The sequence below is a fragment of the Rahnella bruchi genome (assembly GCF_003614975.1).
GTDB classification, from domain to species: Bacteria; Pseudomonadota; Gammaproteobacteria; order Enterobacterales; family Enterobacteriaceae; genus Rahnella; species Rahnella bruchi.
In genome coordinates, this window is record NZ_QZWI01000001.1 from 623981 (window position 1) to 638840 (window position 14860).

Annotated in this window: 14 protein-coding genes; 13 read left to right on the plus strand and 1 reads right to left on the minus strand. The window is 51.5% G+C overall.

Going from position 1 to position 14860, the window contains the following annotated elements; translation table 11 throughout:
* Positions 1-52: 52 nt before the first annotated feature.
* The 6 genes from corC to D5398_RS03100 all read left to right on the plus strand — a co-directional run bounded on the left by corC (position 53) and on the right by D5398_RS03100 (position 6134).
* On the plus strand, positions 53-931 hold the full coding sequence (gene corC / locus D5398_RS03075) for a CNNM family magnesium/cobalt transport protein CorC (protein WP_056771527.1): 879 nt from the start codon (positions 53-55) through the stop codon (positions 929-931).
* Between the two features lie 7 nt (positions 932-938).
* Complete coding sequence (gene lnt, locus D5398_RS03080) at positions 939-2468, plus strand: apolipoprotein N-acyltransferase (protein WP_120506277.1); 1530 nt, start codon at positions 939-941, stop codon at positions 2466-2468.
* A gap of 438 nt (positions 2469-2906) precedes the next feature.
* On the plus strand, positions 2907-3803 hold the full coding sequence (locus tag D5398_RS03085; protein WP_120506278.1) for an amino acid ABC transporter substrate-binding protein: 897 nt from the start codon (positions 2907-2909) through the stop codon (positions 3801-3803).
* A 188-nt stretch (positions 3804-3991) separates the two neighbouring features.
* A complete protein-coding gene (locus D5398_RS03090) occupies positions 3992-4732 on the plus strand; it encodes an amino acid ABC transporter permease (protein WP_120506279.1) in 741 nt (246 codons plus the stop codon).
* Positions 4733-4734: 2 nt separating this feature from the next.
* Entirely contained in the window at positions 4735-5412 is a 678-nt protein-coding gene (gene gltK / locus D5398_RS03095) for a glutamate/aspartate ABC transporter permease GltK (protein WP_120506280.1), read from the plus strand.
* Complete coding sequence (locus D5398_RS03100; protein WP_013576488.1) at positions 5409-6134, plus strand: amino acid ABC transporter ATP-binding protein; 726 nt, start codon at positions 5409-5411, stop codon at positions 6132-6134. Before gltK ends, D5398_RS03100 begins: the two co-directional genes overlap by 4 nt.
* 45 nt (positions 6135-6179) lie before the next feature.
* On the opposite strand, the gene D5398_RS03105 is transcribed toward D5398_RS03100, so the two are convergent.
* Positions 6180-6677 carry a zinc ribbon-containing protein gene (locus D5398_RS03105; protein WP_120506281.1) on the minus strand — a complete coding sequence of 166 codons (498 nt, stop codon included), beginning with the start codon at positions 6675-6677 and terminating at the stop codon, positions 6180-6182.
* Between the two features lie 268 nt (positions 6678-6945).
* On the opposite strand from D5398_RS03105, the gene leuS reads away from it, so the two are divergent.
* From leuS to mrdA, 7 genes are all read left to right on the plus strand, one after another.
* The gene (gene leuS, locus D5398_RS03110; protein ID WP_120506282.1) at positions 6946-9528 is read left to right on the plus strand and encodes a leucine--tRNA ligase; all 2583 of its coding nucleotides are present in this window, start codon (positions 6946-6948) and stop codon (positions 9526-9528) included.
* Positions 9529-9542: 14 nt separating this feature from the next.
* On the plus strand, positions 9543-10181 hold the full coding sequence (gene lptE, locus D5398_RS03115) for an LPS assembly lipoprotein LptE (RefSeq protein ID WP_120506283.1): 639 nt from the start codon (positions 9543-9545) through the stop codon (positions 10179-10181).
* Positions 10178-11218, plus strand: a complete 1041-nt coding sequence (gene holA / locus D5398_RS03120) for a DNA polymerase III subunit delta (protein WP_120506284.1) — start codon at positions 10178-10180, stop codon at positions 11216-11218. Before lptE ends, holA begins: the two co-directional genes overlap by 4 nt.
* 14 nt (positions 11219-11232) lie before the next feature.
* Positions 11233-11913: a nicotinate-nucleotide adenylyltransferase gene (gene nadD / locus D5398_RS03125; protein ID WP_120506285.1), complete on the plus strand. Its 681-nt coding sequence runs from the start codon at positions 11233-11235 to the stop codon at positions 11911-11913.
* A gap of 206 nt (positions 11914-12119) precedes the next feature.
* On the plus strand, positions 12120-12437 hold the full coding sequence (gene rsfS / locus D5398_RS03130) for a ribosome silencing factor (RefSeq protein WP_015698163.1): 318 nt from the start codon (positions 12120-12122) through the stop codon (positions 12435-12437).
* Positions 12438-12440: 3 nt separating this feature from the next.
* Positions 12441-12911 (plus strand): 23S rRNA (pseudouridine(1915)-N(3))-methyltransferase RlmH, encoded by a 471-nt coding sequence (rlmH, locus tag D5398_RS03135; protein ID WP_112287631.1) that lies wholly within the window; start codon positions 12441-12443, stop codon positions 12909-12911.
* A 38-nt stretch (positions 12912-12949) separates the two neighbouring features.
* Entirely contained in the window at positions 12950-14854 is a 1905-nt protein-coding gene (gene mrdA / locus D5398_RS03140; protein WP_120506286.1) for a peptidoglycan DD-transpeptidase MrdA, read from the plus strand.
* The last annotated feature ends 6 nt before the right edge of the window (positions 14855-14860 follow it).

Genomic DNA, 14860 nt, shown 5'->3' on the forward strand with positions numbered 1-14860 from the left:
CGCAGGCGTTTCGCATAATTTTCACTAACACGAGTAAACCAAACCAAACGCCATGAGCGATGACCATTCACAAAATAGTGACAGCCCCAGTCCCAAGAAGGGCTTCTTTTCCCTTATCCTTAGCCAGCTTTTTCACGGTGAACCAAAAAACCGTGGCGATCTGGTTGAGCTGATCCGTGATTCTGAACAAAACGATCTGATCGACCCTGATACCCGTGACATGCTGGAAGGCGTGATGGATATCGCCGAGCAGCGCGTCCGGGACATCATGATCCCACGTTCTCAGATGATCACGCTAAAACGCAATCAACCGCTGGAGGAGTGTCTGGATGTGATCATCGAATCCGCGCACTCACGCTTCCCGGTGATCAGCGAAGATAAGGATCACATTGAAGGCATCCTGATGGCCAAAGACCTGCTGCCGTTTATGCGCACAACGTCTGAGCCATTCAGCATCGATAAGGTGCTGAGAACCGCGGTGGTGGTTCCTGAAAGCAAACGCGTAGACCGTATGCTGAAAGAGTTCCGCTCCCAGCGTTACCATATGGCGATAGTCGTTGATGAATTCGGCGGCGTTTCCGGTCTGGTCACTATCGAAGATATTCTCGAACTGATTGTCGGCGAAATCGATGATGAGTACGACGAAGCAGAAGATCTGGATATCCGCCAGCTCAGCCGTCATACGTATACCGTCCGCGCACTCGCGCCGATTGAAGATTTCAATGAAGTATTCCAGACAAACTACAGTGACGACGAAGTCGATACCATTGGTGGTCTGGTGATGCAGTCATTCGGCCATTTACCGGCGCGTGGTGAAAGTATTGAAATTGACGGTTACCTGTTCAAGGTTGCGATGGCCGACAGCCGCCGTATCATTCAGGTTCACGTAAAAATACCGGACGACGCGCCGCAACCGATACTGGAAGAATAATCACTCCATGGCAATTGCCTCTTTATATCAACGCCAGCGGGTTCGCGCCCTGCTGGCGCTCTTTTTCGGTGCCTGTGGCACGCTGTCATTTTCCCCTTATGACTTCTGGCCTGCGGCGATTATTTCGCTGTGCGGTCTGCTGGCATTAACGCTCGATCGCCGTCCGCCTCAGGCCGCACTGATCGGTTTTTTCTGGGGAATGGGTCTTTTTGGCAGTGGTGTAAACTGGGTTTATGTCAGTATCGCCACCTTTGGCGGCATGCCGGAAGCGATTAACCTTTTCCTGGTCGTATTGCTGGCAGCGTATTTGTCGCTGTATACGATGCTTTTTGCCGGTTTGTTCAGCAAACTGTGGCCGAAAACCACCTGGTGGAAACTGGCGCTTGGCGCGCCCGCTTTGTGGCAGATTACTGAGTTCCTGCGTGGCTGGGTGCTGACCGGTTTCCCGTGGTTGCAGTTCGGCTACAGTCAGATCGACGGCCCGCTGAAAGGTCTGGCTCCGATTACCGGTGTCGACGGCATCACTATTTTACTGACTTCGCTGAGCGGGCTGATTGTGTACGCGATACATCAGCGTCGCCTCACGCCGGGGATTATCGCTGTCGCTATGCTGCTGCTGCCATGGCCGCTGCGCTATATCCACTGGTATCAGGAACAAACCGATAAAACGGTCGATGTGGCACTGGTTCAGGGCAATATTCCGCAGTCGATGAAGTGGGATCCGAAAGCACTGGAAAGCGCGTTGCAGACCTATCTGGATCTCAGCCGTCCGTACGTTGGCAAATCCAGCCTGATCATCTGGCCGGAATCCGCCATTTCAGACATTGAATCCGATCAGCAGGGTTTCCTGAGCATGGTAGATAATATTTACCGCTCACACGGCACCCAGTTAATCACCGGCATTATCGATGCACGCCGCAATGAAGAAGGCATGAAGGTGTATAACAGTGCCATCGTGCTCGGCGGGGAGAAGCCGTATCGCTACCCGGACGAAAACCGTTTCAACAAGCACCATCTGGTGCCATTCGGTGAATTCGTACCGCTCGAAGCCATTCTTCGTCCTCTGGCACCGTTTTTCGATTTGCCGATGTCAGGGCTGACCAGCGGTGACTACGTGCAGAAACCGCTGGTGGTCAGCGGCCTGAATCTGACCACGGCGATTTGTTATGAAGTGGTCTTCGGTGAACAGGTGCGCGATAACCTGCAACCGGACACTAATTTCCTGCTGACGATTTCTAATGATGCCTGGTTCGGGCACTCTATTGGTCCGTGGCAGCATTTCCAGATGGCGCGTATGCGTTCACTGGAACTTGGCCGTCCGTTGCTGCGCAGCACTAACAATGGCGTTACTGCCGTTGTGAATGCTCAGGGCGATGTGACCCATGAAATCCCGCAGTTCACCCGCCAGGTTCTGAACGTGAAAGTCACGCCAACAACCGGCATGACGCCATATGCCCGCGTGGGCTGGTGGCCGGTGTGGTTTGCGACGATAGTCATGGCCGGTGCGGCATTATGGCTCGGACGTCGTAAATCCTGATTATCTGTATTTCGCTCTTAAAGCAGGCGCCTCAGGGCGCCTGTTCTTTTTTGTTGCAACCTTTCCTGATCTGCTCTTCTCCCACCCTTTTACCTGCTGCCGATTGTTGCGACTACCGCATTTAGCGCTGCCGGAATGTCTGCTAATGAAGTTAAATCGGGTTAACTGGCACGACTCTTGCTTCATCTGATTGAAAGATATCTGTTTAGTGATTTTTTGGGACGAGATGCATCATTTTGATACAAACAGGCTGATCCTCTTGCACTTTTTAAGTGCACAGCTGTTTAACTGCTTCGAATTGGTGCGCGTCTCGTCTCAAAAAAGAAACAATATGGTTTCATAATATTCACATTCAGTTATTTTCTAGCTTCATATGACGAGGCATTAGTACTTTCTGATCCCTTAGTTTGGATCCCTAATGACAGCAAGGAGTTGGACATGCAATTGCGCAAATTGGCATTATCAGTACTGTTGGCAAGCGTTACCGTAAGCAGCTTTGCTCACGCAGAAGAACTGACCGGTACCCTGAAAAAAATCAAAGACAACGGCGTTATCGTTGTGGGTCACCGCGAATCCTCAGTGCCCTTCTCTTATTACAATAACGAACAAAAAGTCGTGGGTTACTCACAGGATTATTCTGACGCTATCGTTGATGCCGTGAAGAAAAAACTCGATCTGCCAAACCTGCAGGTCAAGATGATGCCGATCACCTCCCAGAACCGTATCCCACTGTTACAAAATGGCACCTACGATTTTGAGTGCGGTTCCACCACCAATAACCTGGAACGCCAGCAACAAGCCGCGTTCTCTGACACCATCTTCGTGATTGGTACTCGTCTGCTGGTGAAAAAAGGTTCTGACATTAAAGATTTTGCTGATCTGAAAGGCAAAACCGTCGTTGTGACTTCCGGTACTACTTCAGAGGTTCTGCTCAACAAGCTGAACGAAGAGAAGAAACTGGATATGCGTATCATCAGTGCGAAAGATCACGGTGATTCTTTCCGTACGCTGGAAACGGGTCGTGCCGTTGCCTTCATGATGGATGATGCCCTGCTGGCCGGTGAACGCGCTAAAGCCAAAAAACCGGATAACTGGGAAATCATCGGCACTCCGCAGTCCAAAGAAGCCTATGGCTGCATGATGCGTAAAGACGATGCCGAGTTCAAAAAACTGGTTGATGACACCATCGTGAAAGCTCAGAGCTCCGGTGAAGCCACCAAATGGTTTGAAACCTGGTTCAAAAAACCTATTCCTCCGAAAAACCTGAACATGAACTTTGAACTGTCAGAAGACATGAAAGCTCTGTTCAAAGCGCCAAACGATAAAGCGCTGTAAGAAATACCAGACAGACAGGTATAACCAAGAGAAGAGTGAAAAGTGACTAAAATATAAGGCTGGACCACCAGCCTGTGATGATAAAGATGCGGGGTGGTCGTTCCCCACCCCGCGTTTCTTCCCATTCACTTTAGGCGGATTACGTCATCACTCAGAGGGTAATTCATTACCCGTTTTACGGAGTTTTTATGTCAATAGATTGGAACTGGGGCATTTTTCTGCAACAAGCCCCCTTCGGTAATACCACTTATCTGGGCTGGATTTGGAATGGATTTCAGGTCACTGTCGCGCTGTCAATTTGCGCATGGATCATCGCCTTCTTCGTCGGCTCTCTGTTCGGTATTCTTCGTACCGTCCCCAACCGCATCCTCTCCGGCATTGGTACGTGTTACGTCGAGTTATTCCGTAACGTCCCATTGATCGTGCAGTTCTTCATCTGGTATCTGGTCGTTCCTGAATTGTTGCCGGAAAATATCGGCATGTGGTTTAAATCAGAACTGGCGCCAGATGTGCAATTCTTCACCTCATCTGTAATTTGTCTCGGCTTGTTTACCGCTGCCCGCGTGTGCGAGCAGGTACGTGCTGCCATCCAGTCACTGCCAAGCGGACAGCGCAATGCAGGTCTGGCGATGGGTCTTACCCTGCCGCAAACGTACCGCTATGTGCTTTTACCGAATGCATATCGCGTGATTGTGCCGCCGATGACCTCTGAAATGGTCAACCTGGTTAAAAACTCTGCCATCGCCTCGACCATTGGTCTGGTGGATATGGCGGCGCAGGCGGGTAAATTGCTGGATTACTCAGCGCATGCGTATGAGTCTTTCTCTGCAATTACCCTGGCCTATGTTCTGATTAATGCCGTCATCATGCTGCTGATGCACTTTGTAGAACGGAAAGTCCGCCTGCCGGGCAACATGGGAGGTAAATAAGCATGCATGAATTTGACTGGAGTTCTATTGGCCCCGGCCTGCCCTATCTGTGGCAAGGCATGGTCATTACGCTGAAGATTACGTCGCTGGCGATTGTGGTCGGTATTTTGTGGGGCACGCTGCTGGCGGTAATGCGCCTGTCGACCTTCAAACCCATCAGCTGGTTTGCTTCGGCCTACGTTAATGTGTTCCGTGCCGTTCCGCTGGTGATGGTGCTGTTGTGGTTTTATCTGATTGTGCCGGGCTTTCTGCAAAAAGTGCTCGGACTGTCGCCTAAAACCGATATCCGCCTGATTTCTGCGATGGTGGCGTTTGCGCTGTTTGAAGCGGCCTACTATTCAGAGATTATTCGCGCAGGGATCATCAGTATCGCACGCGGTCAGTCTTCTGCCGCGCTGGCGCTGGGTATGACGCAATGGCAGTCGATGAAGCTGGTGATCTTGCCACAGGCTTTCCGCGCCATGGTGCCGTTGCTGCTGACGCAGGCCATCGTGTTATTCCAGGATACGTCACTGGTATATGTTCTGGGCCTGGCGGACTTCTTCCGCAGTGCATCCAACATTGGCGACCGTGACGGTACGTTGGTTGAGATGGTGCTGTTTGCAGGACTTATTTACTTTGTTATCAGCCTTTGTGCTTCCTTGCTGGTGCGTTATTTGAAGAAAAGGACCGTTTCATGATTTCACTGAAGAATGTTTCTAAATGGTACGGGCACTTTCAGGTGCTTACCGATTGCAGCACCGAAGTTAAAAAAGGTGAAGTTGTGGTGGTTTGCGGGCCATCAGGCTCAGGTAAATCGACGCTGATTAAAACCGTTAACGGTCTGGAGCCGGTTCAGAAAGGCGAGATCCTGGTTAACGGCACGCCGGTGAATGATAAGAAAACCAATCTGGCGCAACTGCGTGCCAAAGTGGGCATGGTGTTTCAGCATTTCGAACTGTTCCCGCATCTTTCCATCATCGATAACCTGACGCTGGCACAGGTCAAAGTATTGAAACGTGATAAAGCCGCAGCGAAAGACAAAGGCCTGAAATTACTGGATCGCGTGGGTTTATCCGCGCATGCCAATAAATTCCCCGGCCAGCTTTCCGGTGGACAGCAGCAGCGTGTCGCGATTGCCCGCGCCTTGTGTATGGATCCGATCGCAATGCTGTTTGACGAACCGACTTCTGCGCTTGATCCGGAGATGATCAACGAAGTGCTGGACGTGATGGTTGAACTGGCAAACGAAGGCATGACAATGATGGTGGTCACGCACGAAATGGGCTTCGCCCGTAAAGTGGCGAACCGCGTGATTTTCATGGATGAAGGTAAGATTGTGGAAGATCGTAATAAAGACGATTTCTTCAATAATCCCGAATCAGACCGTGCGCGTGACTTCCTGGCGAAAATCCTGCACTGATAAGAATAAAGCCTGCCCCGCTTCGTCGGGGCAGGTCATTGGCAATCAAGGCTCAAACGGACGGCGTGTAAATTCAGTATTCCCGCACTTAGGACATTTGCTCAGAATTTCCGGCGTATAAACCGCTAAGTTGAAATGGCAATTTTCGCACACCAGATTCCCCAGCCCGACCACTTCCCCGCTGTGATAAATCCCGTGATGGCTGACATCTTTAAAGACTTCTTTCCATTCCAGCTGGGTTTTGTCGGTCATGTCCGCCAGCTCTTTCCACAGGCTTTCTTTTATCACCCGCATAAATACGCTGTCCGTGCCGTCATCTTCTGCCACGGCCTGCTGACTTTCAGAATAGCTGCGTGCGAATTCATGCAGGTCACGCCTTACCGCAGACGTTAACTGCTCAATCTGGATTTCAGATAATTTGCCTTCGTTTTGCAACTCTGTACGGGCATCCTGCACCAGCGCGCTGATATCACGCTCCCCATTTTTTAACCGTTCAGTGAGTGAGGCCACAAGCTGGCGGTAAGATTGCGTAATATTGCTCATATTTGCTTCTCCTTGAACTGACGTAACCATTTGCCTGACGAAAGCGCATTGACTTTATTTTAGCCGTAAATCCCTGATCCGTTGCGCAGATTATGTCGTGCTGGCTCTCAGATTATGAATATTGCGCCAATAGCGGACAGAAATTCCCTTTAGCCTTCGCTGGGTGTTGTTGCACCATCCGCTTATCAGCTATGCTATGCGGATCTTTTGATTAAAACTTTTTGAGCTACAGGCGTAGCTGTTTTCACTCACAGGACCACCGGCCGCCATGCAAGAGCAATACCGTCCAGAAGACATCGAGTCACACGTTCAGCTTCACTGGCAAGAGAAGCAAACCTTCAAAGTTACCGAACAGCCTGGCAAGGAGAAATATTACTGCCTCTCCATGTTGCCTTACCCGTCAGGTCGTCTCCATATGGGACACGTGCGCAACTACACCATCGGTGACGTGATTTCCCGTTATCAGCGTATGCTAGGCAAAAACGTTCTGCAGCCAATCGGCTGGGACGCTTTCGGCCTGCCTGCTGAAGGTGCTGCGGTGAAAAACAACACTGCGCCTGCGCCGTGGACGTACGAAAACATCGAATACATGAAGAACCAGCTTAAACTGCTGGGCTTCGGCTATGACTGGGATCGCGAAGTCGCGACCTGCAAACCAGATTATTACCGCTGGGAACAATGGTTCTTCACCAAGCTGTACGAAAAAGGCATGGTCTATAAGAAGACTTCCGCGGTGAACTGGTGCCCGCATGACCTGACCGTTCTGGCGAACGAACAGGTTATCGACGGCTGCTGCTGGCGTTGCGATACCAAAGTAGAACGCAAAGAAATCCCTCAGTGGTTCATCAAAATCACCGACTACGCCGATCAGCTGCTTAACGATCTGGACACGCTGGAAAGCTGGCCGGAGCAGGTGAAAACCATGCAGCGCAACTGGATTGGTCGTTCTGAAGGCGTGGAAATCACTTTTGACGTGGCAGACAGCGACGAAAAAGTGACGGTATACACCACCCGTCCGGATACCTTCATGGGCTCGACCTATGTGGCTGTCGCTGCCGGTCATCCGCTGGCACAGCTGGGTGCGCAGAACAATCCTGCACTGAACGAATTCATCGACGAATGCCGCAATACCAAAGTTGCCGAGGCAGAAATGGCGACGATGGAGAAAAAAGGCATGGCGACGGGTCTTTATGCCATTCACCCGCTGTCCGGTGAAAAACTGCCGATCTGGGCTGCCAACTTCGTTCTGATGGAATACGGCACCGGCGCAGTAATGGCTGTACCTGGACACGACCAGCGTGACTGGGAATTTGCGACCAAATATGATCTGCAAATTAAACCTGTCATCCTGAATCTTGATGGCAGCCAGCCAGACGTCACCGCAGAAGCGATGACCGAAAAAGGCACGTTATTCAATTCAGGTGAATTCGACGGTCTGAACCACGAAGATGGTTTTAATGCCATTGCTGACAAACTGGTCGCCCTTGGCGTTGGTCAGCGCAAAGTGAACTACCGTCTGCGCGACTGGGGTGTTTCCCGTCAGCGTTACTGGGGTGCACCAATTCCAATGATCACCCTGGAAGACGGTACCGTTATTCCTACGCCAGAAGATCAACTGCCGGTTATCCTGCCGGAAGACGTCGTAATGGATGGTATCACCAGCCCGATTAAAGCCGATCCGGAGTGGGCCAAAACCACCGTGAACGGTATTCCGGGTCTGCGTGAAACCGACACCTTCGATACCTTCATGGAATCCTCATGGTATTACGCGCGCTATACCTGCCCGCAATACGACGAAGGCATGTTGGATCCGGCTGCTGCAAACTACTGGCTGCCAGTTGATCAGTATGTCGGTGGTATCGAACACGCCATCATGCACCTGATGTATTTCCGTTTCTTCCACAAGTTGATGCGTGATGCAGGTCTGGTCGATTCCGACGAACCGGCAAAACGTCTGCTGTGTCAGGGTATGGTTCTGGCTGACGCTTTCTATCACACCGGCAGCAACGGCGAACGTATCTGGGTTTCCCCGACGGATGCCACAGTTGAACGTGACGAGAAAGGCCGTATCACTAAAGCGACCGATCCGCAGGGCCGCGAGCTGGTTTACGCTGGCATGAGCAAGATGTCCAAGTCTAAAAACAACGGCATCGACCCGCAGGTGATGGTGGATAAATACGGCGCCGATACCGTGCGTCTGTTTATGATGTTCGCTTCTCCGGCTGAAATGACTCTGGAATGGCAGGAATCTGGCGTTGAAGGGGCAAACCGCTTCCTGAAACGTGTGTGGAAACTGGCCTTCGAACACACCGGAAAAGGCGCAACCGTTGCTCTGGACGCTGCTTCGCTGAATGAAGCGCAAAAAGATCTGCGTCGTGACCTGCACAAAACTATCGCTAAAGTGACCGATGATATTGGTCGTCGTCAGACCTTCAACACCGCCATCGCGGCCGTGATGGAACTGATGAACAAACTGGGACGTGCTCCTCAGGAGACTGAACAGGATCGTGCGTTGCTGCAGGAAGCGTTGCTGGCGGTTGTGCGTATGCTTTATCCGTTCACTCCACACGTGTGCTTCACGCTCTGGCAGTCACTGAAAGGTGAAGGCGACGTCGATACCGCGCCGTGGCCGCAGGCTGACGAACAGGCAATGGTTGAAGACTCTAAATTGGTCGTGGTACAGGTGAACGGTAAAGTGCGTGCTAAAATCACCGTAGCCGCTGATGCTACCGAGCAGCAAGTGCGCGAGCGTGCGGCACAAGAGCATTTGGTCGCAAAATATCTGGATGGGGTTACGGTTCGCAAAGTAATCTACGTCCCAGGCAAACTTCTTAACCTGGTTGTAGGTTGAGTCAAGGAGGATCTGTGCGACATCCCTTAGTGACACTGCTGCTGACAGCCGCAGTCATGGTGACAGCAGGTTGCGGATTCCATTTACGTGGAAAAACCAACGTTCCTGACGAACTGCAAACAATTGTTTTAGACAGTGGGGATCCGTATGGTCCGATGACTCGTGATATCAGGACTCAGCTGCGTCTCAGCAATGTGACCATTGTTGAAGATCCAACTACGCAGCAGCGTAAAGATATCCCGTCGCTGCGCATTGGTCCGGAAGTCACTGGCCAGAGTACGGCGTCAATCTTCCAGGACGGTAAAACCGCTGAGTACCAGATGGAGATGAACCTGAGTGCAACGGTTCTGATGCCGGGTAAAGACATTTATCCAATCCACGTGAAAGTGTTCCGTTCGTTCTTTGACAACCCGTTAACGGCGCTGGCAAAAGATAACGAGCAGGACATTATTATCGAGGAAATGCGTCAACAGGCTGCCCAGCAGCTGATCCGTAAGTTGCTGACCGTTCATGCCTCTGAACTGCACAAAGCAGAAGATGTCAGCGGACGTGAGGTAGAAGTCATTTCTACCGGTTCATCCGCTGCCAGCAAGTCGTCTGATGATACCAAAGAGGTGCCACCAACGACTTCTTCAAGCACTTCTGTAAAATGATCCGAGTTTATCCGGAACAACTTGCCGCGCAGCTCCGTGAGGGGCTGCGCGCTTGTTATGTATTATGTGGCAACGATCCTTTGCTGCTACAGGAAAGCCAGGACAGCATCCGCAAAGCGGCCCAGCTGGCTGATTTCCAGGAGCATTACACTTTTATCATTGATAACCATACGGAATGGGAGTCGATCTTCAGCATCTGTCAGGCACTCAGTCTTTTCGCCAGCCGTCAGACTCTGATGCTTATCCTGCCCGAAAATGGCCCGACAGCGCCGGTAGCCGAACAACTTCTTAAGCTGACGACGTTGTTGCATGATGACATTCTGCTGTTATTACGTGGAACAAAGCTGACCAAAGCCCAGGAAAACAGCGCATGGTTTAAAGCGCTGAGTGATAAAGGCGTCTTTGTCAGTTGTCAGACTCCCGAACAGGCGCAGTTGCCGCGCTGGGTTTCGCGCCGTGCAAAAGAATTATCCCTTGAGCTTGATGAGCCCGCCAATCAGCTGTTGTGCTATTGCTATGAAGGCAATCTGCTGGCGTTAGCGCAATCTCTGGAACGCCTCTCCCTGCTCTATCCGGATGGCAAACTCACGCTCCCGCGCGTCGAAGAAGCCGTGAATGATGCCGCGCACTTTACGCCATATCACTGGCTGGATGCTCTGCTTGCGGGTAAAAGTAAACGCGCCTGGCACATTTTGCGTCAGCTGCAACAGGAAGACAGCGAGCCGGTTATTTTACTGCGCACCGTGCAACGCGAACTTCTGATGTTGCTGAATCTGAAACGCAAAATGGATACCATGCCGCTTCGCACTTTATTTGATCAGCAAAAAGTCTGGCAAAACCGCCGGGCACTGGTGACGCAGGCACTACAACGCTTATCCCTTGAGCAACTTTCTCTGGCCGTGCGTTTACTGACTCAGATGGAAATTACGCTCAAACAAGATTACGGCCAGTCAGTCTGGTCAGAGCTGGAAAGTCTCTCCATGCTATTATGTGGAAAACCATTACCCACTCAGTTCGCTGATTTGGGTTCGTATTGAAGGCAGGTATCAGTATGCCGCGTAACGCCTCTCTTACTTCATCCTCCGGCCCTGCGCCGTTGCTGGCTTTTTTTGGCGGAACCTTTGATCCAATCCATTACGGTCATCTGAAACCGGTGGCCAGTTTGGCGAAAATCGCCGGGTTTGATCAGGTGATCCTGCTGCCTAATAATGTCCCGCCGCATCGGCCGCAGCCCGAAGCCAGTGCGCAGCAGCGTCTGGAAATGGTGGAACTTGCGGTCGCCGCAGACCCGCTGTTTTCAGTTGATCCGCGCGAACTGACGGTCGATACGCCCTCCTACACCATCGGGACACTTGCAACGTTACGTAAAGAACATGGCGATGATTGCCCGCTGGCGTTTATCATTGGACAGGATTCATTGCTGACGTTGCACAAATGGCACCGCTGGGGATCACTGCTGGATTTTTGTCATCTGGTAGTGATGGCGCGACCCGGCTACAAAGAGCAACTCGATACGCCGGAATTGCAGAATTGGTATGACGCCCACAGGGTGACTGACGCTGAAAAGCTCAAACAGAATTCTTGCGGATTCATTTATCAGGCCAATACCCCGCTGCTGGATATTTCAGCGACGGAAATCCGTGAACGGCGCCATGCGGGGCTCGATTGCTCAGATTTACTGCCAGCCGCCGTTGAGCGCTATATAGAATCGCAGGGCTTGTACCGCCAGTAGCGAACGCGTGCTATACTGCGCCGCTTAATTTCGGCTCTCGATAACGCTGCGTCACTGACCAATACAATGTATTGATTGTTAAACGTTTTAGGCCGTTTTCCTGATAACCGCTATGTTTATCCATCATGAGACTGACTGTCGCTTCGGTGCCACACCGGCGAACGTCTTGTGGTGTCAATTGTTTCAAACATCCCCAGGGGGAACCTTTGCAAGGTAAAGCGCTCCAAGATTTTGTTGTCGATAAAGTCGACGACCTGAAAGCACAAGACATCATTGCCATTGATGTTAAAGGTAAATCAAGCATCACTGACTGCATGATTATTTGTACCGGTACATCCAGCCGCCATGTTATGTCCATCGCCGGACATCTGGTTGAAGAAATTAAAGCCGTCGGCCTTGATGCGATGGGCGTGAAAGGCATTAACGAAGCTGACTGGGTCGTTGTCGATCTGGGCGAAGTGATCGTTCACGTTATGCAGGAAGAAAGCCGCCAGTTGTATGAGCTTGAGAAACTCTGGGGCTGATGCGTGAAGCTGCAACTTGTCGCCGTCGGCACTAAAATGCCTGACTGGGTACAAACCGGTTTCAATGATTATCTGCACCGTTTTCCCAAAGACATGCCGTTTGAACTGACAGAAGTTCCGGCAGGGAAACGCGGGAAAAACGCAGATATCAAACGCATTCTTGAGAAAGAAGGCGAGCTGATGCTGGCCGCTGTCGGTAAAGGGAATCGCATTGTGACACTGGATATTCCAGGGACACCGTGGGAAACCCCGCAACTGGCGCAACAACTGGAACGCTGGAAACAGGACGGACGAAATGTCAGCCTGCTGATCGGCGGTCCGGAAGGGTTAGCTCCGGCCTGCAAGGCTGCGGCGGAACAGAGCTGGTCGCTCTCTCCGTTGACACTTCCTCACCCGCTGGTTCGGGTTCTGGTCGCGGAAAGTCTTTACCGTGCCTGGAGTATTACCACTAATCATCCATACCACCGCGAATAACGGGTGGTGAATGTCAGCAACATGAATTAAGTAGTGGGATGAAAATAGATCGTAACCCTTTTCGCGACTATACGGCTGAATCAGCCCTCTTTGTGCGCCGTGCACTGGTGGCGTTCATCGGCATTCTGCTACTTAGCGGTGTCCTGGCCTTCAATCTCTATAATCTGCAAATTGTCCGGTTTCAGGATTACCAAACCCGTTCCAATGATAACCGCATCAAGCTGGTGCCGATTGCGCCAAGCCGCGGGATTATCTATGACCGCAATGGCACCCCGCTGGCGCTGAACCGGACTATTTATCAGCTGGAACTGGTGCCGGAAAAGGTCGACGATTTGCAGGCCACGCTCGAAGGCCTCAGACCGATTGTTGATCTCACTGATGATGATATCGACAACTTCAAAAAAGAACGTCAGCGTTCGCGGCGTTTTACTTCTATTGCGGTTAAAACTGCCCTGACCGAAGTCCAGGTTGCGCGTTTCTCCGTGAACCAGTTTCATTTCCCCGGCGTTGAAGTCAAAGGCTATCAGCGCCGCTATTATCCTTACGGTTCCGCCCTGACGCACGTGATCGGTTATGTGTCGAAAATTAACGACCGCGATGTGGAACGTCTGGATAAAGACGGCATTCTCGCCAACTACGCGGCGACGCACGACATCGGTAAGCTCGGTATTGAGCGTTTTTACGAAGATACCCTGCACGGTAAAACCGGCTACGAAGAGGTTGAAGTTAATAACCGTGGCCGCGTTATCCGCCAGCTTCATGAAGAGCCCCCTCAGGCGGGGAAAGATATTTACCTGACCATCGACCTGCCTTTACAGCAATATATTGAAGTATTGCTGACCGGCAGCCGTGCCGCCGTGGTCGTCACTGATCCACGGGACGGAGCTATCCGCGCGCTGGTGTCTAACCCAAGTTATGATCCCAACTTATTTGTAGACGGCATTTCGAGCAAAGATTACAGCATGCTGCTCAATGACCCGAACAAGCCACTGATTAACCGAACTACACAGGGTGTTTACCCGCCAGCCTCGACCGTGAAACCGTACATTTCGGTTTCTGCACTCACATCTGGCGTGATCACTAAAAACACTTCGCTGTTCGATCCGGGCTGGTGGCAGTTGCCGGGGTCAGACAAGCGTTATCGTGACTGGAAACACTGGGGGCATGGTCGTCTGAATGTGACCAAAGCACTTGAGGAATCGGCTGATACTTTCTTCTATCAGGTGGCCTATGATATGGGGATCGACCGTCTTTCCGAGTGGATGGGCAAATTTGGTTACGGGCACTACAGCGGCATCGATTTATCGGAAGAACGCAGCGGTAATATGCCAAACCGTGACTGGAAGTTTAAACGCTTCAAAAAGCCGTGGTATCAGGGCGACACCATTCCGGTGGGTATCGGTCAGGGCTACTGGACCGCTACGCCAATACAAATCATGAAAGCCATGACCACGCTGATTAATGACGGCGATGTCAAAACGCCGCATTTGCTGCTGAGCACCAAAGTCGATGGCCAGCAAGTGCCGTATAAACAACAGGAAACCACACAGATTGGTGACATTCATTCCGGCTATTGGGAAATCGCCAAAGACGGAATGTATGGCGTGGCTAACCGCCCTAACGGGACTGCACGTAAATATTTTGCGGATGCGCCTTACAAAGCGGCGGCTAAATCCGGGACAGCACAAGTTTACGGTTTGAAAGCCAATGAAATCTATAATGCGCATAAAATCGCTGAGCATCTGCGTGACCATAAGCTGATGACCTCTTTTGCCCCGTATGACAAACCGACCGTGGCCGTGGCCGTGGTGCTGGAAAACGGTGGTGCAGGTCCGGCGGTGGGCACAATTTCCCGCCAGATACTCGACCATATTTTATTGGGCGACAATAAGACACAATTACCGGCTGACGCGCCAGCGCCGCCGGGAACCGAAGGTGATTAACCGTCA